Annotated in this window: 16 protein-coding genes; 5 read left to right on the forward strand and 11 right to left on the reverse strand. The window is 66.4% G+C overall.

Translation table 11 applies throughout. The features are described from left to right. Positions 1 to 81: 81 nt before the first annotated feature. The 3 genes from K1X74_00190 to K1X74_00200 all read right to left on the reverse strand — a co-directional run bounded on the left by K1X74_00190 (position 82) and on the right by K1X74_00200 (position 2,545). Positions 82 to 861 (reverse strand): ABC transporter ATP-binding protein, encoded by a 780-nt coding sequence (locus K1X74_00190; GenBank protein ID MBX7164737.1) that lies wholly within the window; start codon positions 859 to 861, stop codon positions 82 to 84. Positions 862 to 909: 48 nt separating this feature from the next. Beyond that, positions 910 to 1,743 (reverse strand): ABC transporter permease, encoded by an 834-nt coding sequence (locus K1X74_00195; protein ID MBX7164738.1) that lies wholly within the window; start codon positions 1,741 to 1,743, stop codon positions 910 to 912. Positions 1,744 to 1,834: 91 nt separating this feature from the next. Further along, complete coding sequence (locus K1X74_00200) at positions 1,835 to 2,545, reverse strand: DUF1698 domain-containing protein (protein MBX7164739.1); 711 nt, start codon at positions 2,543 to 2,545, stop codon at positions 1,835 to 1,837. A gap of 299 nt (positions 2,546 to 2,844) precedes the next feature. On the opposite strand from K1X74_00200, the gene K1X74_00205 reads away from it, so the two are divergent. Beyond that, a complete protein-coding gene (locus K1X74_00205; GenBank protein MBX7164740.1) occupies positions 2,845 to 3,999 on the forward strand; it encodes a glycosyltransferase in 1,155 nt (384 codons plus the stop codon). An 80-nt stretch (positions 4,000 to 4,079) separates the two neighbouring features. On the opposite strand, the gene K1X74_00210 is transcribed toward K1X74_00205, so the two are convergent. The 6 genes from K1X74_00210 to K1X74_00235 form a co-directional block, all read right to left on the reverse strand. After that, on the reverse strand, positions 4,080 to 4,826 hold the full coding sequence (locus K1X74_00210; protein MBX7164741.1) for a DUF1698 domain-containing protein: 747 nt from the start codon (positions 4,824 to 4,826) through the stop codon (positions 4,080 to 4,082). 120 nt (positions 4,827 to 4,946) lie between these two features. After that, positions 4,947 to 7,751: a DUF4214 domain-containing protein gene (locus K1X74_00215; GenBank protein MBX7164742.1), complete on the reverse strand. Its 2,805-nt coding sequence runs from the start codon at positions 7,749 to 7,751 to the stop codon at positions 4,947 to 4,949. 201 nt (positions 7,752 to 7,952) lie between these two features. Next, positions 7,953 to 9,599, reverse strand: a complete 1,647-nt coding sequence (locus tag K1X74_00220) for a glycosyltransferase (GenBank protein ID MBX7164743.1) — start codon at positions 9,597 to 9,599, stop codon at positions 7,953 to 7,955. A 151-nt stretch (positions 9,600 to 9,750) separates the two neighbouring features. Then, positions 9,751 to 11,934 (reverse strand): S8 family serine peptidase, encoded by a 2,184-nt coding sequence (locus K1X74_00225; protein ID MBX7164744.1) that lies wholly within the window; start codon positions 11,932 to 11,934, stop codon positions 9,751 to 9,753. A gap of 333 nt (positions 11,935 to 12,267) precedes the next feature. Beyond that, positions 12,268 to 13,029, reverse strand: coding sequence for a class I SAM-dependent methyltransferase (locus K1X74_00230; GenBank protein ID MBX7164745.1), 762 nt, complete (start codon positions 13,027 to 13,029; stop codon positions 12,268 to 12,270). After that, on the reverse strand, positions 13,026 to 14,657 hold the full coding sequence (locus tag K1X74_00235) for a glycosyltransferase family 39 protein (protein ID MBX7164746.1): 1,632 nt from the start codon (positions 14,655 to 14,657) through the stop codon (positions 13,026 to 13,028). The genes K1X74_00230 and K1X74_00235 overlap by 4 nt, the downstream gene beginning before the upstream one ends. A 405-nt stretch (positions 14,658 to 15,062) precedes the next feature. On the opposite strand from K1X74_00235, the gene wecB reads away from it, so the two are divergent. Genes wecB through K1X74_00250 form a run of 3 tightly spaced genes read left to right on the forward strand, consistent with a single transcriptional unit; the run spans position 15,063 to position 18,229 of the window. Further along, a complete protein-coding gene (wecB, locus tag K1X74_00240) occupies positions 15,063 to 16,244 on the forward strand; it encodes a UDP-N-acetylglucosamine 2-epimerase (non-hydrolyzing) (GenBank protein MBX7164747.1) in 1,182 nt (393 codons plus the stop codon). Beyond that, complete coding sequence (locus K1X74_00245; GenBank protein MBX7164748.1) at positions 16,244 to 17,317, forward strand: glycosyltransferase family 2 protein; 1,074 nt, start codon at positions 16,244 to 16,246, stop codon at positions 17,315 to 17,317. Before wecB ends, K1X74_00245 begins: the two co-directional genes overlap by 1 nt. Positions 17,318 to 17,353: 36 nt before the next feature. After that, positions 17,354 to 18,229 carry a glycosyltransferase gene (locus tag K1X74_00250; GenBank protein MBX7164749.1) on the forward strand — a complete coding sequence of 292 codons (876 nt, stop codon included), beginning with the start codon at positions 17,354 to 17,356 and terminating at the stop codon, positions 18,227 to 18,229. Positions 18,230 to 18,255: 26 nt separating this feature from the next. Here the strand turns inward: K1X74_00250 and K1X74_00255 are convergent, their stop codons facing one another. After that, a complete protein-coding gene (locus K1X74_00255; protein MBX7164750.1) occupies positions 18,256 to 19,023 on the reverse strand; it encodes a hypothetical protein in 768 nt (255 codons plus the stop codon). Positions 19,024 to 19,660: 637 nt separating this feature from the next. Here K1X74_00255 and K1X74_00260 point away from each other — a divergent pair. Beyond that, complete coding sequence (locus K1X74_00260; protein ID MBX7164751.1) at positions 19,661 to 22,783, forward strand: sigma 54-interacting transcriptional regulator; 3,123 nt, start codon at positions 19,661 to 19,663, stop codon at positions 22,781 to 22,783. A gap of 51 nt (positions 22,784 to 22,834) precedes the next feature. On the opposite strand, the gene K1X74_00265 is transcribed toward K1X74_00260, so the two are convergent. Next, positions 22,835 to 23,437, reverse strand: coding sequence for a CvpA family protein (locus K1X74_00265; GenBank protein MBX7164752.1), 603 nt, complete (start codon positions 23,435 to 23,437; stop codon positions 22,835 to 22,837). Between the last annotated feature and the right edge of the window lie 15 nt (positions 23,438 to 23,452).

The raw sequence follows: 23,452 nt of genomic DNA on the forward strand, positions 1-23,452 counted from the left end.
GGGGCGGCGAAGTATAGGTGGGTCGGCGCACAAGGGTCAACGTCGGCTGCGGACCGCCACGGCGACCGGGCGCGGCGCAGCTCACGCGGCCTGCCGCGTGGGCCCGAGGCTGGCGCTTTCCGGATGTTGCATGCACTCGCGGTAGGCGGCCACGACCTCGGCGGCGGGGCCGCTCATGCGAATCCGTCCGTGATCCAGCCAGATGATCCGGTCGCAAAGCTGCAGCAGCGACTGCAAGTCGTGGCTCACCAGGACCAGGATGCGGGCCTTGGCCACGATCTCGCGAATCCGGGTCCTGACCTTCGTCTGAAACCCCAGGTCGCCGGCGCCCAGCGCCTCGTCGACCAGCAGAATCTCGGGATCGATCGCCGTGGCGATCGAAAACGCCAGCCGCACGAACATGCCGCTCGAGTAATAGCGGACCGGCATGTCGAGAAACGGCCCCAACTCGCTGAACTCGGCGATCGATTGCAGCTTGGGCTTGATCGTGCGGGGCGTCTCGCCCTGCAAGTAGCCACGAAAGGCGATGTTCTGCCAGCCGTTGGCGTCCAGCTCGAACCCCAGCGACATGTCGAACAGCGAGCTGATCCGTCCTTGGACGGCGCGCCGGCCCTGGGTCGGTTGATAGATGCCAGCCAGCACCTTCAGCAGCGTGCTCTTGCCGGCGCCGTTGTGGCCGACGATGCCCAACCGGTCGCCGTCGCGCAGTTGCAGCGAGATGTCGTGGAGCGCGTTGACCTCGACGACCGGGCTCGTGGCCCGGCGCAGCAGCCGCGCCAGCAGCACTTCCTTCAGCGGGATTCGGCCGCCGTAGCGCACGCGAAACGTGAGGCCGACGTCGTGCAGGTCAATGCTTGCCATATTGCGTTGCCCGCCCGACCATCGCCGGGCGAGGTCGGGGAAGGCTCGTTACAGGTGAAAAATCAGGCGCTTTTCCAGTCGGGCGAGGGCCCAGCCCGCCAGCACCACCAGCACCAGTGCAAAGCCCCCCGCCGTCAGGTAGGCCGACAGCGGCGGCACCTGGGCCTCGAGCACCGGCATCCGTACCAGGTTGACGAACGACGCCAGCGGGTTGACCTTCAGCAGCCACGCGGCGCCGCTGTTCTCGAGCGTCTTGGGGGGATACACGATCGGTGTGGCGTAGAACATCATCTGCAGCACCACTTCGAGCAGATGCTGCGTGTCGTGAAAATAGACGTTGGCCAGGCCCAGGAGCGTCGCCACGGCCCAGCCCAGCGCGATGATCAGCACGATCGTCGGCAACAGCGAGGGCAGCGCGGACAGGTTGTCAAAACCCTTGAGGCACCAATTGACGACGATCAAGAAAATCAGCGCGATCAGAAAATGAAAGCTGCCGCCCAGCACGGTGCGTAAGGGGTAGATAGCCACCGGCGCCGGATGCTGGCGAATGTAGGCTTCGCCCTGGAACATGCAGTTGCAGCCCAGGCTCGCCACGCCGTGAAAGAAGTTCCAGAAGCACAGCCCCGCCAGCAGAAACATCCCGTAGCCCCAGGCGTCCATCTGCAGCAGGTTCTTGAAGGCCAGGCACATCACGGCGGCCATCGCCACGGGCTGCAACAGCGACCAGCCCAGGCCGAGGACCGAGCGGCGATACTTCGACCGCAGGTCCATGCCGACCAGCGACAGCCAGAAATAGCGGCAGCTCCACAGCTCGCCGACATAGGCGGTCACGCCGTGGGTCATCGATTGCCAAACCGCTGGCGCAGAGGATGCTTGCGACAAGTCGCGCCTCGTTAGCTCGCACTCGGGATGGATTGTACGGGGCCGGTGAACCCGGCAGACAAGACGTGCAGGGGGGCGGCAGAACCGCCGATCACTTCCAGGCGTGGACCACGATCCGGCCAAGCTGGCGCTTCTTGGCGCCCTCGACCGTATAGGGCAGATCGGCCTGCCGATTCATAATCTTCACTTTGCGGAAGCCCGCCATCGTCAGCATCGCCTCGACGCCAGCAGCATTGGGCCCGCACCAGTTCGAGATATCGCCCGCGGCCTCGATCGTCGGGTAGATGGCCATCGCCGGCCGGCCGATGTCCAACAGATCGACGTGCGTCTCGAGGATCAGCAGCTCGTTGGTCACGGCGGCGATGCGGTCGATAGCCAGTTGCGGGTGCCGCATGTGGTACAGCACGCCGAGAAACAGCACGACATCGAAGGTGCCGACGGACTCCGGCGTAATTTCGGTGACTTCCATCTCGACGTCTTCGACGTTCGAGTTGAGGATGCGGCGCGCGAGATTGAAACCGTGCTTGCCGACGGTGGGCGCCTGCCAGGCGGCCGAATCGAGGGCCACGACCCGCCGTGCGCCGCGGCGCTCACATTCGAACGAGAAAAACCCGTCCCAGGCGCCGACGTCGAGCACGCTCTTGCCGGTCAACTGCTCGGGCAAATGCACCTGGCCCAGCTTGAACTGCGAATAGTCGCGACCGGGTGTGACGATCCCGTTGCCGAGATCGATCTGGTGCCACCAATTGACCCGGGCGATTTGTTCGTGGAGATCGTCGAGTTCCGCGGCCGGTGCGAGCATGGTGCGCTCCTTCGCTGCTGTGGCCGCGCGAGCCTCTTGCTCGCCGGCTCCGCCTGTGACGCCCTCCGCCAGGATCGTCGAGCGGACGCGGCGGATGCTACCGGCTGTGACCGATTGTGACCAGAGCGCTCCGCACACATTGCCGCGACTCGACGCCGGACCGCAGCCACCGGCTTGCTAGCACGCTTTCTCCCCTTGTTTGCGCCTCGGTCACCGGTTTACGATTCGCCACGGCGCCAGCACGACGCGGCGCCGCAACCGCCTCCGACCCTGCCGAGGGACCGCCTCCGATGCCAGGCATGACGCCGCTTGCATCCGCGTCGAGCGACGCCGATTCGCTCGCCTCTTTGCCGGTCTATTTCGACGCCAATCCATTGGCCGAAAAGCACCTGACCGGCATTGCCCGGTATACGGCGCGCCTCGCCATGGCGATGGCCCGCCGTGCGCAGGTGCGGTTTTTCTGCGGCGCGTGGGAACTCGAGCTGCCGGCCGATCTGAGCTGGTCGCCCGACCAGGACTTGAAGACCTGGGCCCGCCGCGTCTCGCGCAGCCCGCGCAAGCCGTTGGCCCCGCCGTCGAATGCGTTCGGCGTGTGGTGCTGCCTGCGCCCCGTCGAGCGCTGGTTTCCCTTCGAGGCGAGCATTCTCTACGACTTCACGCCCCAGATCGTCCCGCAAACGCACACGCCGCGCGTCCAGGCGCTGTTCCAAGGCTTTTGCGCCCTGGCATTGCCCAATTCGGACATGGCCTTGGCAATCTCGCATTCGACGAAGGCCGACGCCGGCTGGCTGACCGATTTGTCCAGCGAGCGCATCGAGGTCGCCTATCCGGGCCCCAGCTTGTGCATCGAAAAACACGCGCATGTCGGCCCCGTCGAACGGCTGCCGCACGTGGGCCTGGTGGTGTCGACGCTCGAACCGCGCAAGAACGCGCCGTTCGTGCTCGACTGGTTCTTGAACACGACGACTCTGCCGGCGAATGCCGAGCTCTGGTGGGTCGGTCCCCTGGGCTGGCTCACCAGTTGGCGTCAGTTGCGCAAGTATCGCCGCACGGGCGGCCGCCGCGTGCGATTTCTCGGCGTGGTTTCCGATGCCCGGCTCTGCGAACTACAGCAGCAGGCCGGCTGGTCGATCTATCCCTCGCTCTACGAGGGCTTCGGATTTCCCGTGCTCGATGCCCTACGTCACGGCGCACCCGTGCTCACCAGCTGCAACAGCTCGTTGCGCGAGTTTCGCACGCCGGGCGTGTACTTCTTCGATCCGTGTGACGCGGCAACACTCGACCGGGCCTGGCTCAACCTGGCCAGTGCTGGCCCGATCGACACGCAGGTCGAACAGCTCGACCGCCGCTACAACTGGGACGTCGCCGCAGAAACGCTATTGGCCGGCTATCGCAAACACCGCCTGGGACAGCTCGTGCCCAGCGTGCGCCAATTCGAGCGTGCAGCCGCGTAACGCGGCGACCAGCAAAGGAAACGGCCAGTACGACAGTCGGCTCGCGGCGATCGGCCGCGGGCCGCCTCACGCTCGGGAGGTCATTTCCACCAGGCGTGCACGACCATCCGACCGTAGGTGCCCGGCTTTGCATCGCGCAGCGGGTAGTTCTCGATCGATTCATAAACGATCGAAGTCCGCTGGAAACCGACGGCCTTGAGCATCCCTTCGAGCGCCGGGCCATTCGGTCCGCACCAATTCGAGATGTCGTTGTTCAGTTCATCGCCCGGATAGAACGCGATGGCCGGCCGGGGTACGTCGAGCAGATCGACGTGCGTTTCGAGGATCAGCATCTCGCCCACGACGCTGGCCACCTTTTGCAGGGCCTGCACCGGGTTGGGCAGGTGATAGAGCACGCCCAGGAACAGCACGACGTCGAAAGTACCGATTTTCTCGGGGCCGATATCGAGCACTTCCAGCTCGACCGACTCGACCTGCGAGTTGAGAATCCGCTTGGCGAAATTGAAACCGTGTTTGCCGATCTGCGGCACTTTCCAGACCTGCGAGTCGCACGCCACGACGCGGCGCGCCCCGCGGCGCTCGGCCTCGAACGAGAAGAACCCATCCCAGGCGCCAATGTCGAGCACGCTCTTGCCCGCCAGGTTGGCGGGCAGGCAGATCGTTTGCAGCTTCTCGGGCGTGCTGTCGAGCCCGGGCGTGACGACGCCTTCGTCGAGTTGGATGCGGTGGAACCAGCAGATCCGCTGCATCTCCTCGAGATCGGCGGGCGAAAGCCGGTTCGTGGCCGGCGGCAAAACGTGCGGGGCAGTCGCTGTCAGTGCTGTCATCGGAGGCCTCCCTGCCTGCAAAGGTTCGGGCGGAAATCTAGCAGAGCCCCGCTCGCGCCAGCAAGGCGAGATTGTGCCGGGCGGGCGCAGGCCTCGCGCCAGGCTCGCCCAAGGGTCTCCCTAATTCCGCACGCCGACGCTGCGGAACAGGCCCTTGGCATACGAGCTGCGCGAGACGTATTGCGGCGACGAGAGCAGCGTGACCAGCACCGCTTCGCCCGTCGCGCCCTGCTGCCTGAGGCCCATCAAATAGCTGACCAAGGCCGGGTTGGGATTGACCGGCTGGCCGGCCGCGTTGCCGGGCAGGTTGCCGGTCCGCAGCACGCCTTGCGACTCGTCGGGCAAATAGCGGAACAGGAAATCGACCACCTGCTTGTTGTAGTACTCGGCGCTGGCCACCAGCAGCGTGGGCAGTTGGGCACGCGGCGTACCGGTCGCCAGCAGGTTGAGCCACTGGTTGAGCGCCGCCTGCGGCAACGGGTTGATCCCCGCCAGGTCGCGGAAGGCCGCCTGGACAAAGCCGGTGTTCGTGTTGCCGTTGCGGACGAAGTATTCGGGACTGCTCACCAGCGCGATGATCACGTCTTCGCGCTTGTTGAACGCGCCGTAGGTGGTGATGGCCGCCGCATCGGCCGCGCGCCCCAACAAGTTGCGGTACAGCTCGTCGACCACCACGGCCTTGGCCTCAGGCGTGCGAACCATGAAGTCGGCCATACCGGTCAGGCCCACTTCGCCGCGCTCGACCGCCTGCAACCAGAGGACGATCTCGGCAGGCCCGGCGTTGCGGTTGAGCACGTCGCGATAGAGCGTCTTCAACCAGGCCACGACGTTGTCGGTCTGGGCATAGTTGCCGCCGCTGGCGACCGTCCGCGCGGCGATCAGCTCCTCGTTGCTGCGATCGAACCGCAGGTTGAACATGGCCGACTGCAGCGCGTCGACCTGGATAGTGAACGAGCCACCGAACGCGGCCTGCACCAGGGCATTGGCATGGTTCGTCAGGTTTTCGTTCGACGTCCAGAAGAACCGCGCCGCGGCGTCGAGCCCATTGGCCGCGATGAACGAGACCCACGAGTTCACTTCGCCGGCCGAGGGCGTGCGGTGCAAGATCCGCTGATACATGAGCGTCACCGCGCCGGCCGTGGTGCCGCCGCCTTGGGCAAAGAACTCGGGAAGCACCATCATGAACACGGCCATGTTCTTCGCCGGGTTCGTGGCCAGGTAGCTCTGCCAATAGGCCCGGCCGCCGGCATCCGGCGTGCGGTTCAACAGCTGCAAGTAGAGCGTGTCGATCACGCGATTCCGGGCCTCGACGCTCGACGCCACGGCCTGGGCCAGGCGGAACAAGTCGGTGCGATTGTTGGCCAGGTTGGCGACTTCCGTGTTGCGCTCGCCGGCACTGGGATCGCGCCCCAACAGGCCGCGGTAAACGCTCGTCACGTACGATTGCAAGAAGGCCGTCGAATGTTGCACGGCCACGTTGTCGGCCGTGTGCCGGAGCATCCGCCAGGGGGCCTCGAGCGTGCTGGCGGGCAACTGAAACACGCTGACCAGCCGCGGACGGTCCGGCACCGCCGAAACGTTCGACACCGAGACGAGCTCCATTCCGCCGACGCCGTCCCATTGCCCGACGGCGGCCGCGTTGAACCGCGACTCGGGCGGGTTGCCGCCGGTGACATTCGTGAAGATCACCGTACCGAAGCGATTGAACCCGGTGAGATTGGGCCCATTGGCGGCCACGATGTCGGGCTGGCCGTCGCCGTCGATGTCGGCGACGATTGGCGAGGCGTAGCCGTCCTGCGGCGCCGAAAGCTGCGCGATCTGTTTGCCGCCGGCCCAGCCGGTCAGGGCCGTGCCTGCGCCGGTAATCACATGCAAGAAGCCGCCGCGGTCGGCGACGATCACTTCAGGAATCCCGTCGCCGTTCAGATCGGCCGCAGCCGGCGAACCGAGCACCTGGCGTTTGAGCGAGTCGTCGTTGGTGGTCTTGTAGGGCCAACCGGGCAGCAGCGCGCCGTTGTAGTCGAGCGCGTAAACGCGGTTGCCGGCTGCACGGGCACCCGGCCTGGGATCCATGTCGTCGAAGTTCAGGCCCGTGCCGACGACGATCTCGAGCGTGCCGTTGCCGTTCAGATCGACCAGTACCGGCGAGGACCACACGACCTCGTCGATGTGGTAGCGAAACTTTGCGCCGCCGGTGTTGTCGAGGATATTGATGAAGCCGCCGTGTTGGAAATAGATGCTGTCGCTGGCATCGCTGCCGAAGACGACCTCGTTGCGGCCGTCGCGGTCGAGATCGCCGATCGCGGCGCCGGACAGGATCGTGTCGTCGGCGTTGTAGCGCCACAGCAGGGTACCGTCGAGCTTGTAAGCGTCGACGAAATGGCTGAACGACGTGACGACGATTTCCGGCACGCCGTCGCCGGTCAAATCGCCGGTCGCGATGGCGCCGTATGCGCCCGACATATTGGCCACGTTGCGCGGCATCCGCAGCGGCCAGCCGGGCAGCGCTGCGCCGGTCGCAGCGTCCCAGCCATAGACATAATCGTTCTCGTAGGCGCCTGAGTTGTTCTCGTCGCGGCCCAGCGCGGCGAAGATCGCCTTGCGGCCGTCAGGCAGCGTGACCACGGCGGGCGTCGACTTGAAGTTCGACGATTGCAACGTGTCGTAGGTCTTGAACACCTGCGCCGTGCCGCCGGAATTCGAAAAGGCAATCAATCGCCCGCCGGCCGCCGCGGTGAGTATCTCCTCGCGGCCGTCGTTATTCAGATCGGCAAACACCGGCGAGCCGACGAAGGGAGTGTGCTGCCAGGTGCCGTCGGGCAGCACGACCGGAGTGCCCGCATAGGGCGTCGGCCCCGCCATGGCCAGGCGGACTTCGAGGGTCTCGCCGCGCAGCGTGCGGCGCCGGCGTCGTTGCTTCTTCACAGATGTCCCCTCTCGACGGTCGCCGGCCCCGGCGACCGCCCCACTCGCTTGCTGCCCACCGGCTGCCTGGCTCGCCACCGCGGGCGAACTCATCTTGCCGGCGCTGGCTGACCTCGGCAAGCGCGAGCGGCCGGCCACTGGCCGTCGAGGGGGGAGAAGGACGGCGGCCGACGGGCGTTCGCGCCAAGCCACCTGCGCGGCTCAGGCCGCCCAGTCGAGATCGTTCACCTTGGCGGTGGGCAACAAGCCCAGGGCTTGTCGCCACTTGTCGATCACAACTTCGCGGCATCCAAAATCTAGCATGCGCCGCCGGGCCGCGACGGCCATCGCGTCGTAGTGTTGCCGTTGGCCCTCGACCAGCGCCGCACTCTCAACCAACCGGCTGTGGAGATTCGACCACACGAGGCGATTCCACGACGTTTCCAGCCGCCGCTGCGGATCATGGGGCCAGTAAGTCGGCTCGGGATGCGTCTCGAGCACCAGCGCCACCTCAGGATCGATATAGTCGGCCAGCGCCGAATGGTCCGGCGCAATGGCCGGCCGCCCCGCCGCCAGGCACTCCTGCAGCGGCAAGCATGCCCCTTCGGCCCGGGTCGTCGTCAGGTAGTACGTCGTCCCGCGCACCAGCTCGCGCATCTGCTCGTCACTCAGGTAATCGGTGATCACCACGATCCGGCAGCGATGGCGAATGCCTAGCGAGTGATAGATGTTGCCCAAGTGGGCCAGCTCGTGAAACTCGCGCGAGGGATTCGTCGCCAGCTTCAACGCCAGCGTCACGTCCGGCCGGTCGCGAAACGCCAGCAGGAACCCCGTCAGCAGGTCCTCGAAATTCTTGCGACGGTCCGACAGGTTGAAAATGCTCGTATACACCAGTCCGCTGAGCACCAGATCGGTCCGCGGCAGCACCGGCAGCTCGGGCTTATGCCGTGTGATCAAGTTCTTGATACCGTGAATCCGCAGCACCGCCTCGACGCTCAGCCAGCGGCAAACGTGGCGATGATAGATGTCGCGGGCCAGGTCATAGCCCACGTGCTTGGTGGCCGCGCACACGCGGCGCAGCCGCCGCCCCCGACCGGGATGCGCGACGCTGGCCTGCTGGTATCCGGCACTGATCCGATCGGCCAGCCGCGGACTGATGCGGCGGCGGATGAAGGCCGTGATTCGGCTGGCCCAGGCGGCGGCCCTGCTCGGAGTCACGGGCGACGGGCTCGGCGCAGCCGCAACCGGGCACGCGGCCGCGCCCGGCTCGGGATCGGGCGGATGGCCGTGCAGCACGACATGCCGGCAGTGGAGCTTCACTTCGTAGCCCGGATCCCAGGCCGGAATCTGGTAGTACTCCGGCGCCGTCGGCACCGGGGCGACTGCGATCGGGCACTTCACACCCGCTGCGCGAAACGCCGCGGCAGTGGCCGACGAGGCGGTAATGATCAAGTCGACGTGCCGGCACATCCGCACCCAGTTCTGCCGCGTGTCGAAGCCGAAATCGCGATGCGGAATCTGAGGAAACTCCCAGAAGGGAAACAGGATCGTCGGCGCCGCCGGCGTGAAGTAGCAGTTCTGCGGTGGATTGAGGGCGATGTGCAGCGGCACACGGCCCGACTCCCGGGCCCGCTCGATCGCATAGGGCAGGCTGCTTGCCGGCCGCTCGACGCGCTGCCAGTCGCCCAGTTCTTCGAGCACGGGCACTAGCTGCTTGAGCACGAAGCCGTACGAGTAATCGGCATCGCCCAGATGCTTGGCCAGGTTGCCGGCGCAACCGGTCGTGCTGACCAGAAAGGACCACGGCCGTTTCGAACCGTGGGTTGAAGCGCCCCGCTGCCACGGGACCGTTGCCTGCGCCGCATCCATGCCGCACCGAGCCGGGTCGAGATCGTGAAGTTTTGTGCCGCGGCGACAAGCTAGTCGAACCGGCGAGCGAGGGTCAATCCTGCTTTCATTGCCGTCGTGCTAGCACGCCGTTCGACGAACGCGCCGCCACAACGGCCGGCGATTGGCGGGCTCAAATTCCCAGCCAGCCGTCGTGGAGCAGGTCGTCGGCACGATGGCAGCCGTCGAAGGCCGCGGACCCGTCGTCGTCGTGATCGAGATCCGCGAGCGAAGCGAAATCGCTTTCGCCCAGTTCGAATCCCAGCCGGTCGCCTTCCGAATCGAGGCTCAGCCAGGCCGCATCGGCCAGTTGATCTGGGTCGGCCGCGGGGACCCCGGCCAGACCCCGCATGGGCCCGACGTCGATCGTGCCCGAGTCGACCGATTCCGCGGCAGCCGCCGCGAACACGGCAGTCGAAGCGGCGCCGCTGTCGAGACTGGCCAATCTCAGTCCGGCCGAGAGCGCGTTCTGCCCGGCCGATTGGGCGAGGCTGTTGTATTCGTCCGAGCCGAGGATCAGCACATTCATCCCGGCGAGCGACATCGTGCCGCTGCGCAGGGCGTTGACCCAACCCTGGCGTCCGCTCGGATCGGCCGAGCGATCGAGCCAGGTTTGATACGCGCGATCGACCTCGCGGCCCAGGAACTCCGTCGCTCCCAGGAACGAGTTCACCACCTGTCCGCGCGTCCCTCCGCCGGCCAGGACCTGCGTCCAGAAGCTCAGGCCACCCGAGTCGGCGCTGCGGCCCAGCAGGTTCGTGTACAGCGATTGCACGAACGCGGAATTCGAGGCGAACCGGCTGTTGTACTCGGGCACCGAGGTGAAGGTGCGGATGGCGTCCAGCTCGTTGCCGCCGTTTTGCAGATAGCCGATCCATGCGGCGCGCTCGCCCGCGCCGGCGCTGCGGCCCAGAAAAGTCGCGTACCAGGCGTCGACCTGGGCGCCACGATGCTCGGTCGAGTTCCAAAAGGCTCCGGCCACCGTGGAGCGCGCAGCGCCGCCTTGAAGCTGTTGCACCCAGAAATTCACGCCGGCCGAGTCTCCGGCGCGGCCCAGCACGTCGCGGTACAGCGCGCCGACAAATGCCTGGTTTGACGTCGGATCGGTGGGCGTCGACGGGATGCTGGCCAGCGATTGAACTGCGCCCAGCAAGTTGAGTCGCCTGAAGCTCAGGTTCGTGTTGACGACGTTGTCGTTTTCGTCGTCGCCGTCGATCACGGTAACGCCCGTGTTGCGCATCAACTGCAGAATGTTGTTGGGCCCGGCCAGGGCCGTGCGGCCCGTGGCGTCGAGCGCCTGGCGAATGATCACGCTGGCCGCCGCGACGACCGGCGTGGCCATCGACGTGCCCGCCAGGCTGGCAAAGCCGTTGTTCAGGTAAGTGCTCGTGACGAGCGCGCCCGGGGCGAGGATATCGAGCGCGCTGCTGCGCTGGGTAAAACTCGTGATCCGGTCGGCGGCTGTCGAAAAATCGCGCGCACCGCTGCCCCACGAGACGCTGCCGAAGTCGCCGCTCCACACGGCGCCGACAGAGATCGTGTTGTTGCTGATGGCCGGGTATCCGAGACCCTGCGCGCTGTTGTTGCTGTAGTAGCTGTTGCCGCTGGCCACGGCGACGAACACGCCGGCATTGGCCAGGGTCGAGAATTCGTCTTCAAGAAACGTGTAGGGCAGCGTGGTGTAGTTGCCCGAGCCCAGCGACAGGTTAACCGCGACGATGTTGTATTGCGCCCGGTGCGAGGCGACCCATTGCAGGGCCGCTTCGACGTCGCCGAAGCTGCCGGAGCCATTGGTGCCCAGCACGCGCAGGGCGATCAGGCTTGCGCCCGGGGCGATACCTTTATAAGTGGCGTCGTTGCTGGCGATGATGCCGGCGACGTGCGTACCGTGGCCGTTGGTGTCCATCGGATCGGCGTCGTCGTCGACGAAGTCCCAGCCGGCGATCACCTTGTTGCCCCAGCCGCCGCCCAGCGCCGGGTGTCGATAGTCGATCCCCGTGTCGATGACAGCCACGCTGTAGCCGGTGCCGGTGTAGCCGTACGTTTGGCGCACCGTATCGGCGCCGATCTGCTGTCGCACGCGAGCATCGGACTGCGCGGCAATGTCCTCGCTGCCGGTGAGTTGCAGGGTGTCGATCGACGTGCCGAGCTGTGCGGCATCGGTGCCGTTGAATTGCAACTGGCGCCAGGCTTCATAGTCGACCGGCTGCGGCGCCACGCTCATCAGGCAGATCGGCTCGAGCTGCTCGAGCGTCAACTGCGTGTGTTCGAGCATGTGCTCATCGACGCGCATCCAGCGCGTCATTCTGCGCCACATCAAACTCATCCTGTCTACTCCCCCCGCGCGCGGCGGATTCGCCCACGAGCGAGCCCAACGTCGAATGTAGAGTCGTGACCTGCGATTGCAATGACCGGAACCGGTCGGTGCGAATGGGGAGCGGCGTCCCCGCGAGTGAAACCTAGCTTGGTGCTAGCACTCGTCAACAAGCGACGTATACCCCCGCAAGGGGATTGGGCGCCTGGAAAGGCAAACCGAGGAGCGAGTGTCGCTCGCGAGAAACGCGCGCTGTCGCGTTAGGGCCACATGTGGCGAATTGGCAGCGCCCAACCGCGGCGCGCAGCGGAGAAAACTACCCTCGAACCACGCAAATCACGCGGCCCGCCGGGTACGTGCCGTTTCGCTCGGTAACAGCCGGCACACGAAATAGACTTCGGAGTTCAACAGCAGAGGCCCCCCGGGCCAGGGGCTGCCGAAGCTCGAAACGACGGAGAATTGCCGCTCCAGCAGCCGCGCCAAGGCGCGATAGTCGAAGCCCAGGTGGTGGAAGTAGTAGCGGTGGCCGGGCCAGATCTCGGCCAACGGCCTGCGCCGCGGCGGGCGCCCCACGGCCGCCGCAAACACACCGGCCAGCCGGGCGTCGAAGCTTCGCCGGCGGCGGCGCGCGAATCGAAACAGCCCCTTGCACATCGCGGCCAGGTACAGCTCGTTCGGCACGCCGAACACGACCGTCGTGCGCCCGTCGGCAAAGGCGCGCACCTGCTCGAACAGCCGTCGCGTCTCGCGCCGCGGCAAGTGCTCCAGCACCTCGAGGCAGAAAATGTAATCGAAGCGCCGCCCGAGGAAGTCGTTCAGGTCGCCGGTGAATCGCACGTTGCTCAACTCGGCGGCACACAGTTGGGCATACTGCAACAAGCTTGGCACCGGCTCGTAACCGTAGATCTCCGCGCGGGGAAAGCGCTGGGCCAATTGCCGGCATAACAGTCCGTCGCCGGTCCCCAGATCAAGAATCGCGCCGGAGAAATCGGGCCCCGCATCGTGCAGCGCGTGCAGGCTCTGCGCCAATCGGGCCCGCTGCACCAGCCGCTTCAACACGTTGCGGTCGTCGACCGTGATGCTGGCGTAGTAGCTCACCGCCAAGTGCTCCGCTGACCCGGCAGATCGACGGCCGGAAGATGCACGACGCGCTCGCGGCGTTCGGGCCGGATCAGGATGAGCATCTTGTCGCGCGTCGGCAGGCCCACGCCCCAGTCCGAGACGATCAGTCCCAGCCGGCCCGACGCGCTGACGACGGCCTGGCAGACATCCGGATCGAGCCGGTCGATCGTCAGCGCTACGGCCTGCGGTTGCAACTGCTGGATCACGCCGATCAAGAGCTGACCATCCGTGTAAGGCACGACGGCCTGCGTGCGGGCGTCGGCATAGTAGCCCACGACGCGGACCAGGTCGTCGGTACACACCAACTGCGCATGGGGGCCCACTTCACTACGGATCCAGCGTCCCAAGTCGGCCCGCACCGCGCGGCCGCGATCGTAATGCGACATCGCATCGAAACAGCCAAACAATGCCACAGCCACGACCGGCGCGACGGGCGCCCACCGCGGCAACCCGGCGTGCGAGCGCTCGGTCAGGCGGACGCATCCGCGGACCACGCCCAACAGCCCCAGCGCCGCGCAGCGCGCCGAAACGATCACGATCGACAGCGCATATCGGCTGCTCGCCAAATGGGCGAACCAGAGGTGGATCCAGATGCCCAGCGCCACGGCCACGGTGAACAAGAACAGCGGCAGATGATCGCGCCGGTCCCACGTGCGCCGCCAGCCGATGTAGCCCACAAGCATCAACAAGGCGAACAGCGGCGTGACGCCGCGCAGCAACGTCGAGCCGAACAAGGAGGCCAGCTCGCCGAGCGACGCGTCGTTGGCGGCCGACTTGCCGCCTTCGTCGGTCGCGTTCAGCCACGATTGCAGCCACAGCTCGGCGCGCTCCCAGGGCTCGGTGCGAATCGCCTCAAACTGCGGGTGCCCGGCCAGGAGTCCTACGTTCACGAGCAACAACACCGCCGGACAGGCCGCCAGGCACACCAACGCGCCGATCCAAAGCCGGCGCCGTGCCTCGCGCAGGCTCCAAGCTCTGACGGCCACCCAGCCGATCACGGGAAACACGAGGAACAGGCCTTCGAAGCGCGTCAGTACGCACAGCGTCATGGCCGTGCCCGCCGCCAGGAACCACCGCAGCCGCACTTCGACCACGGCCCGCCACAGCCAATCGAGCGAACAGGCCAAGAGCAGCCAGAAGGTGGAATCGCGAATCAGCTCGGGACTCCACTCGATCAGCTTGGGGTGCACCGCGTAGAGCACGCCGCCGACCAAGGCCACGCGGTCGTCGAACTGCCGCCGCATCCAGTTGAACAGCGGCCAGACGGCCAGCGTCGCCGCCAGCACACCCCACATCTCGCCCCAGGTTTGATAGTCCAGTCCCAGGCGATGCCCCGTCGCCAGGATCGCCGGGTAGGTATTCAAATGCATGTGCGCCAAGGCCGTGCCGAACTCGCCGCGTTCGAGCGCCTGGGCCAGCTCGATGTACAGCACCGCATCGGGACACAGCGTGTCGACGCGCCAGGCCATCCAGATCCGCGGGATCAGACACAGCACGATCAGCGCCGCGACCAGCCGCCACGCCGGTTGGGGCCCCGCGCGGTCGGGCGCGGGGCTGACCAGCCGGTTGGGGTAATCCGGCGGCAGCGGTGCCGTGAGGGACATCCAGGAGATCATCGAGGAGGAACCGTGCGGAAGGGAGCGACCGATCGGCGCCGAGCGGCTCGGGTGCGAACCGAAAGACATGCCTGCATTCCCGCCCGCGGCGCAGGCGGAGTGATCGGCCGCAACGGGATGGCCCATTTAACGAAACCGCGCGGCTGCGACCAGAGCATTCACTGCCCGCGCTCGTTTTCCGCGCGGTTATGCCCCGGTAAACGCGCCAGCATTGCCAGTAGCGAGCAGGCTCGTTCGTGCCGTCGGCCAGCGGCCCGGTGAGGCCGCCGGGCCGAGGTTGACCGTCGGCAAGCCGGCCCGGTAGAAAGCTGCCAGCGTGCCGATCGGCAGCCTCGCCCTGCCACACGAAGTGGCCGGCCATCGATCTACCCGGCGCGCCGGCAGGGATGCATCATGCGTTTGCGCCCGTTGTTGGTCGTTGGCACGCGCGCCGAGGCGGTCAAGATGGCCCCCGTCGCGTTGGCTTGCCGCGCCGCGGGAAGCGCGATCGACGCCGCGCTCTGCACGACGGGCCAGCACGGCGAGCTGGTCGCCGACGTGCTCGCGCATTTCGCTTGCCCGGCCCAGTTCGACCTCGCGGCCATGCGCCCGCGCCAGTCGCTGGCTCAACTCACCGCGCGGCTCGTCGCACGGCTCGACCGGCTCGCCGCGCGGCTGCGGCCCGACTGCCTGGTGGCCGTGGGCGACACGAACACGGTGCTGGCCACGGCGCTGGTGGCCTGCTCGCGGCGCTGCCCGTTGGTTCACGTCGAGGCTGGGTTGCGCACGGGCAACTTGCAGGCCCCCTGGCCCGAAGAGTTCAATCGCCGCGTGACGACCTTGGCCGCGACGCTGCACTGCGCGGCCACACCGGCCGCCGCCGCGCGGCTGATCGACGAGGGCATCGCCCCCGCGCAGATACGCGTCACCGGCAACACGGCGATCGACGCCCTGCAATGGTCGCTGGCCAGCGCCGCGCGGGATCGCCGCGAGCGGCCTCCTTGGATCTCCGAGCTAGGCTCGCGGCGGCTGGTGCTCGTCACCTGCCACCGCCGCGAAAGCTTCGGCCGCACGTTGGCCGGCATCGTTCGGGCAATTCGTGTGCTCGCCAAACGGCAGCCCGATGTCGTCTTCATCTGGCCCGTGCACCCGAATCCACACGTCGTCGCTGCCGCCGGCGCATTGGAACGACTGCCCAACGTGTGGCTGCTGCCTCCCTTGGGCTACGGCGACTTTGTCGAGCTGATGCGCAGGGCCGAGTTGATCCTGACCGACTCCGGCGGGATCCAGGAAGAAGCGCCCTCGCTGGGCGTGCCCTGCCTGGTGCTGCGCGAAGTGACCGAGCGACCCGAGGCAGTCGAGTGCGGCGCGAACGAGTTGGTCGGCACGGCGCCAGAAGCCATCGTGCGGCGCTGCAGCGAACGACTGCGCATCCCTCGACTGGTCAGCGCGTCGCACGTCAATCCCTATGGCGACGGGCACGCGGCCGAACGGATCGTCGAGTGGATGCTGTCGGCGCTGCACCCCGCGCTCGCGCGCCTCGGCGGTGCCGCGCCTGCGGCCACGCCCAACAACTCCCAGGCGAGCTCGCGTTGATGAACCGCATCGCGCCCACGCCGCCCGAAGTGCTTGCAGCGCGCAGCGGACCGCATTTCGCCATGGCGTCGACCGCAACCAGCCCTCACGCGGTGCGCACGACCGTGGCGCTGATCGTCGTGCACTACAACTCCGGTCCCCATTTGTTGCGGTGCCTTGCGGCGGTGGCCGGCCAGACGCGCCGGCCCGATCGCGTGTTGCTGTTCGATAACGGCAGCGGCGACGGCGCCTCCCGCGAGGCGCAGGCCCGGTGGCCGTGGGTCGAAGTCATCCGGTCGGACCACAACCTGGGGTTCGCCGTAGCCAACAACAGGGCCCTGGCGCTCTGTCCCGACGCCGACTGGATCGCCCTGTTGAACGCCGACGCGTTTCCCGAGCCCGACTGGCTCGAACAATTGCTCGCCGCGGCCGCGGTCTCCGGCGAGCGCTGCGCGGCGCTGGCCAGCTTGATGTTGCGCGACGATCGGCCCGAGCGTCTCGATGGCGCGGGCGACGCATATCACGCCAGCGGTTTCGCCTTTCGCCTGCGCTGCGGCGAAGACCGCGCCCAGACGTCGCTCGCCGCAGGCGAGGTGTTTGCCGCCTGCGCTGCGGCCGCGCTGTATCGCCGCGCCGCGCTCGACGAGGTCGGCGCCTTCGACGAGGACTACTTCTGCTATTTCGAGGATGTCGACCTGGGATTGCGCCTGCGGTTGGCCGGCTATCACGCCCGGCTCGTGCCGTGCGCCGTCGTGCGGCACGTCGGCTCGGCCTCGCGAGGCCGCACCAGCAATTTCACCGTTTACCATGCCCATCGCAACCTGGTCTGGACCTGGTGGAAATGCCTGCCCGTGGCGCTGCTGCTGGGCTACCTGCCCCAGCACCTGCTGCTGCAACTGGTCAGCATCGGTTGGTTCGCTGCCCGCGGCCAAGGCCGTACGATCCTGCGCGCCAAGTGGCATGCGCTGCGCGGTCTGCCGCGCGTTTGGCGCCAGCGGCGATCGATCCAGGCCCGGCGTCGCGCGAGCCACGGCGAACTGCATCGCGCGATCCTGCACGGCGTGCTCGCTCCGTACCGCCGCCGGCGCGATTGAGACACCTGGCCGCATGCGCCTCTTGACGATCCGCACATGATTACCGATGCCACGAATGCCGAAGACTCGCCCGATCTCGACTTGGGCGTGATCTACACGCACGAGCAGGCGTGGATCGGCCCGCTGCTCGAATCGCTCGCCGTATCGGGCCCCGGGCTGCGCATGCGGCTATTGCTGGTCGACAACGCCTCCGGCTCGGGCGTCGACGCCTGGCGCCGCATCGTGCCCGAGACGCAAGTGCTCACCAACGCGTCGCGCCTGGGATATGCGGCCAATCTGAACCGCATTCTGGGCGCGTCGACCGCGCGGCACGTACTGCTGTTGAATACCGACATGCGCTTCGAGCCGGCCGAGCAGTCGCTCACCCAATTGGTGCAATACCTCGATGCCGAGCCGTCGGTCGGCATCGTCGGTTGCCGGCTGCATCATCTCGACGGCGCCTTTGCCTTTCCCGCCCGGCGGTTTCCCACCTGGCGCGCGATCGCGGCCCGCCGGTTGGGCGTCGGGGGACGTCTGGCCCGCGCCGCGGCCGATCATCTCTACCAGGAGCGCCGCCCCACCGAGACGTTCGATTGCGATTGGCTCTCCGGCTGCCTGTTGTGCGTGCGACGCGCCTGCCACCGCCAGCTTGGGCCGCTCGACGAGCACTATTGGAAGTACTTCGAAGACGTGGACTACTGCGCCCGGGCCTGGCAGTCGGGCTGGCGCGTCGCCTATTTCGGCCGGACGTACGTCTATCACTTCGAGCAACGCGCCAGCAAACGCTGGTTCTCGATGGACAGCGTGCTGCACCTGCGGGCCTATGCACGTTGGCTCTGGCGTTCGCGACGCTATCCACGCGCGTTCGATCGCGCCGATGCAGATCCCCAGGCGCGCAGTACGGCAAGCGTGCAAACTCATCGCGCCGCATAGTTCCGCGCGGTCTTCGATTTCGCGCATTACTCGGTCGGCGGCGCAGCCTCGATCGACTCGAGCCCCTGCATTTCCAGGCCGCTGACCGGCACGACCGTGTCCAATTTCCAGCGCCCGATGCCCGATTTGGGGTCGTAACGGCGCGAGGTGACCGTCACGAAGAAATATGAGCGCCGTCCTGCTCCCGGGTCTTCGAACGTCACGACCCAGCGATCGCACACCAGGTCCTCGTTACCCACCTGCTCGACCGAGAGTGTGTCGTAGCGCCGCACCTGCGCCTGGCGGCCCAATCCCAACAAGCTGCGCTGCACGGGCTGGTTGACGTACTGGCGCAGGTCGGCGCTTTTCTCAGGCTCCTTGCGGTACCAATTCCACAGGTTCACGTTGGCCGTCTGGCGCGCCGAAGGGAACATCTTCAACTGATGAGCCATTTGCGGCTGGCCGTCCTGAAGGAGCTTTACCCACCCCTGGACGAATTGCTCACTCTCGACCGTCAGCAGATGTTGGTAAGCCAGCATCCGGGCAGGAGCACCCGCCGCCGAGAACAAGCCGATCACCATGGCCCCTTGGGCCAGGCCGCGTCCGATGAGCTCGGGCCTGGTTCGAAGTCGAACGAGAGTCAGCGCGGCGAGGCCAACCGTGACCCAAGCCACCGGCCAGAGCAAGGGATGAAGCCAGGCCAAGGGCGAAAACGCCGCCACACCCAGGGAGCCAATCGCCAGCCGGCTGACCGAGCGATATTCCCCCAGCTCCTGCTCGGCGCCCAGCCGCGACGATGGATCACTAATCGCCACGAACTAACTCTCTGTCGCAGAAAAGGTTGCGCGACAAGGTACCCACAAAACCCGCAGCCGTGCCCGCCCTGGCTAACAGTTGCACTCGACCCTACTCAGCATGGCCCCTTGCGGTCAAGCGACCGGATAATAACGCATCCAAGAGAGGACCAGGATTCGAGCAGAGCGCAAAAAAGCGTCCACAGACGGCGACGCCAGCAGTCACGGCACGCGGTGGACGAAAGGCGTGGGTCGGCCTGATCGGTCCAACGGGAAAGAACGCGTGCTAACCACCGCGCCTCCGTCTGTGGACAGGCTGGGTCCAAAGACAGGGCCTGAGACAAGCCATAGGCTCGCCTCAGGCGACCGCAACAATGGCACGTTGCATACCGAAACCTTGGTTCGCTCGTATTTCGCAGATTTTTCACAGCCGTGGCTGTTCGATCCGCTCGTCTTGAAATTTCAGAACTCAATGCATTTCAAACGCTTACGATGGATCAAGGCCTTTGTGGAACGACAGGTCGGCGCCTTGGACAGTTGCGGCGCCGACGATTCCAGGTATTAATGTGGGCGCCGATTTGGGTGCCGATTTTTCGGCGCTGGCGATTGAATCGGCGCTCGGCGCCCAACCTCGTACTGCAACTAACTGCTTGAGCCCATGGACCGTTTGGCCGTTCGTCGATACATCCTGGTTACGATCGGCATCGCCGGGCTCCTCTATTCGAGCGCCGTTCTATGGACGGTTTGGGACCATCTGGAGTTGGGCGTCCAATGCCTGTTCGCCGATGTCCCACCGCCGGGCATCAAAGAGTCTGGGCCGCAGGTAGGGTTGGTGGATGCCGAGGCCGAAATCGTCGGGCCGCGTCCCGTACCGGGCGACTACCTCGTCCGCCTGGCTGGCGAGCCGGTGCCCACCTTCATGCACTTCAAGCATCGCGCGGCCGAGATTGACCCACCCTACGCCCTGCCGCCGGGACCGGTGCTCCGCAACAAGCAGGAGCTTTATTCGCCTGCCCGCCAGACGACCACGGCTGCCGAAGACCTGGGCGGCCAATGGCAATTGCGCGGCGACTTGCCCCCGCTCGTCGAAATCGCAGGGCAGCGTTGGGCGCAGGCCGAGTTCTTGCGCCCCGTCGAGCGCAAGGGCCAGTCCGGGGCGCAACGGATCGTCTGCTGGCTGAAGTTGCAGCCGGTCTCAACGACCCAATTGCTGCGGTCCTTCGTGTGGTTCCAGTTGGTGCTGGTGATCCTGGCCATCGGGGCGCTCGTAACCTTCAGCCGGCCCGCCGACCGTGCGACGTCGCTGTTCTTTGCCCTGTGTGGCGTGCATGCGATCACGTTCTTGGGCGCCTTTCACTGGCCCAGTCTCGTCGGCAATCGATTGCTGAGTTGGCCCTTCGTCGTGGCGGCGCTGCTGCTTGCGCCCCTGACGTTGCATTTCTACTTTCTCTTTCCGCACGCCTGGCCGCTTTTTCAGCGCTGGCGCCCGCAGATGCTCGTGGTGCTCTATGCGCTGCCCGTCGTCTGGTCGGCGCTGATGATTGTGACGATGTACCAGATCAGCCAGTCGTTCGCGGCGCAAGCGGCGACGGCCGACCTGATCGGGCAGCTCGATCGGCTGACGCTGTTGATCTACAGCTATCTGGCCGCTTCGGTCGTGATGTTCGTCATCAGCCAGGGGCTCGTCGTCTATACGTTCATTCGCAGCCAGTCGGCCGCCGAGCGCGCCGAGGCGCGGCTGTTGGTTGGCGCGTTGCTGGTCGCGAGCATACCGGTCGGCAGCTTGATCTACCTGGCGAATGCCGACCGCGCGGCGTTCGCTTACGGCCCCGTGTCGCGCTGGATGACCTTTGCGATCAGCCTGTTGTTCATCGTCTCGCACGCGATCAGCATCTCACGCTACAAGCTCATGCCGCTGGCCAAGATGCTCAACCGGGGGATGGTCTACGTGGCCATCAGCTTCGGCGTGACGGCCCTGTTCTGCCTGATGGTCGGCATGATCACGACGCTGGTGGGCCAATATTTCTTCCGCTGGGAAAACGCCCTGGCCGCTGGCCTCACCGCGATGGCGGTGGTCGTCTTGCTGGGCCTGGTGCGTGATCGCTTTCAGCAGGCCGTCGACCGCCGTTTCTCGCGTCAAAAGATCCAACTCGATCGCGCGATGCAGCGGCTCAGCGCCGCCGTCGAACAACTGGTCGAACCGGCCGACCTCGCGCGCCAGATGTTGTACTCGGCCCTCGATGCCGTCGGCGCCAAACGCGGCGCCGTGCTGTTGCGGCGCGAGCCCGGCGGCCGCTTCGAACTCGCCAGCGCCGCGGGCGCCGGCTGGGAGACGCTCGATCTGGACGGCGACGGCCCCCTACCCGCGGCCCTGCGCGGCGAGGGGGTGCTCAAGCTGCGGCCGCCGCTCGCGGCAACCTGGCAACGGCCGCTGTTGCAAGCGGGCACCAGCGTGGCCTTTGCCCTCGAGTTCGACGACCAGATCCTGGGGATCGCGCTGCTGGGCCCCAAGGACGACGAGGCCGCCTATACCGACGAAGACGCCAATTTCCTGCTGGCCTTGGCGCGCACGACGGCCTTGGCGCTGCACAGCGCGCAGGGTCGCCAGACGATCGAATCGCTGCAAGAGCGACTCGCCGACAAGATCGAAAAGATCGCCGAGCAGCAGCGCTGGATTCGCACGCTGCAGGGCGAGCTGCTGGGTAATCGCCCGCCCGCCACGCCCGAAGCCGCCGCGGCCGCCGAGTTGCCCGCCGCGAGCGAGACGCTGCAGCACGACATCCGCGGCACTGGTCCCGCGGTGCAACAGATGCTCGCGCAAGTCGCCAAGATTGCCCGGACACAATCCTCGGTGCTGATCCGCGGCGAGAGCGGCACTGGCAAGGAGCTGCTGGCGCAGGCCATTCATCAGAACAGCCCTCGAGCGGCGAGCCCGTTTGTCGCGGTGCATTGCGCAGCCTTCAATGCCGGCGTGCTCGAAAGCGAGCTCTTCGGCCACGTGAAGGGCGCTTTTACCGGCGCCGACCGCGACAAGGTGGGGCGTTTCGAGCTGGCCAGCGGGGGTACTTTGTTCCTCGACGAAATCGGCGACATCAATCTCGAGACCCAGACCAAGTTGCTGCGCGTGCTGCAACAGCGCACGTTCGAGCGCGTGGGCGGTACGCAGAGCCTCGCGGCCGACGTGCGATTGATCGCCGCCACGCACCGGCCGCTCGAACAGCTCATCCGCCGCGGACTATTCCGCGAGGACTTGTTCTACCGCCTGAACGTCATCAGCCTCGTGTGCCCCCCGCTGCGCGAGCGCCGCGAGGATATCTTCGAGCTGGCGCTGCACTTTCTGCGCAACTACGCCCCCCAGGCAGGCAAGCTCGTTGTGCGCATCGAGGACGACGCGTTCGAGGCGCTGTTGGCCTACGATTGGCCGGGCAATATCCGCCAGCTCGAGAACGCCATCGAGCGGTCCGTCGTCCTCGCCGATGGCGATGCGATCCGGCTCGAAGACCTGCCTTCCGAGGTGCGCGGAATCGAAACGCCGTCGCGGCGATCGCGCCTACGGGCCGTGCCTGCCGGGGTGGGCCGCTTGGCGGCCGGGTCGCAGCCACGTTTCGACGCGGATCAGGCCGGCCACGATTCGCTCTCCGACGAGGTGGCCACGCACGAACGGCAGCGCATTGAGGCCGCGTTGGCCGCCTGCGGAGGCAACAAATCGCAGGCCGCCAAGCGGCTGGGCATTCCGCGCAGCACGCTATTCAGCAAGCTGCGGCGGCTGGGAATCGAATAGCCCGCCTCCGAGCCTGTAGGCTCGTAACGCACCAGGGCGCGACGTCGAGCTCTAGGTGCCCCCAAAGCCCGACTTGAACTCGTATTCCTGGCGCTGCGAGGCGTATTTGATCATGTACTCGGCGCGCGGGTCGAAGCAGTCGTCTTCGCCTTCGGCGGTGAGGGGGGAGAACACCGTGCGCGACATACGTTGGGAGAATCCCAACATCAGTCGGTCCGGCCAGAACTGCAGGAACAACGGCTGCTCTGCGACGAACGAGTCCCAGAGAAAGCGCCGCGGCAAGGGCGCCGTGTGCAGCGTCATCGCCAAGAAGCAAACCATGACCCAGGCCGTCACCAGGCTCGTGGCGACGCCGAGCCCCTTGTCGATCGGCGGGGGAAATTTGAGCTTCACCCGCGACAAGGCATCGGTCGCGGCGCGCAACACGAACATCGACACGCCAAACACGAGCCACAGCGCGATGAAATCGGCCGCGTAGCGCAGCACTTTCATGTTTTCAGCCAGCATCTTGCCGACCGGTTCCCAAAAGTTCACGGCGAGCAGCGCCGCGAACACGACGTTGCAGAGCGTGAGAAAATTGCCCCACACGCCTTCGTTCAGGCTCGAAGCCACGACGGCCAGGATCACGACCGCGAAGATGATGGTCAGCGCCATGACAGTAGGTTCCGC

It is taken from the genome of Pirellulales bacterium, from assembly GCA_019694435.1.
In the GTDB taxonomy this organism is placed as follows: Bacteria; Planctomycetota; Planctomycetia; order Pirellulales; family JAEUIK01; genus JAIBBZ01.

Excerpts from the sequence above, each read along its gene's own strand:
- K1X74_00220 (MBX7164743.1), bottom strand. The coding sequence starts at position 9,599 with ATGGATGCGGCGCAGGCAACGGTCCCGTGGCAGCGGGGCGCTTCAACC.
- K1X74_00205 (MBX7164740.1), top strand. The coding sequence starts at position 2,845 with ATGACGCCGCTTGCATCCGCGTCGAGCGACGCCGATTCGCTCGCCTCT.
- K1X74_00260 (MBX7164751.1), top strand. The coding sequence starts at position 19,661 with ATGGACCGTTTGGCCGTTCGTCGATACATCCTGGTTACGATCGGCATC.
- K1X74_00235 (MBX7164746.1), bottom strand. The coding sequence starts at position 14,657 with ATGTCCCTCACGGCACCGCTGCCGCCGGATTACCCCAACCGGCTGGTC.
- K1X74_00245 (MBX7164748.1), top strand. The coding sequence starts at position 16,244 with ATGAACCGCATCGCGCCCACGCCGCCCGAAGTGCTTGCAGCGCGCAGC.
- wecB (MBX7164747.1), top strand. The coding sequence starts at position 15,063 with ATGCGTTTGCGCCCGTTGTTGGTCGTTGGCACGCGCGCCGAGGCGGTC.
- K1X74_00190 (MBX7164737.1), bottom strand. The coding sequence starts at position 861 with ATGGCAAGCATTGACCTGCACGACGTCGGCCTCACGTTTCGCGTGCGC.
- K1X74_00250 (MBX7164749.1), top strand. The coding sequence starts at position 17,354 with ATGATTACCGATGCCACGAATGCCGAAGACTCGCCCGATCTCGACTTG.
- K1X74_00200 (MBX7164739.1), bottom strand. The coding sequence starts at position 2,545 with ATGCTCGCACCGGCCGCGGAACTCGACGATCTCCACGAACAAATCGCC.
- K1X74_00210 (MBX7164741.1), bottom strand. The coding sequence starts at position 4,826 with ATGACAGCACTGACAGCGACTGCCCCGCACGTTTTGCCGCCGGCCACG.
- K1X74_00225 (MBX7164744.1), bottom strand. The coding sequence starts at position 11,934 with ATGTGGCGCAGAATGACGCGCTGGATGCGCGTCGATGAGCACATGCTC.
- K1X74_00265 (MBX7164752.1), bottom strand. The coding sequence starts at position 23,437 with ATGGCGCTGACCATCATCTTCGCGGTCGTGATCCTGGCCGTCGTGGCT.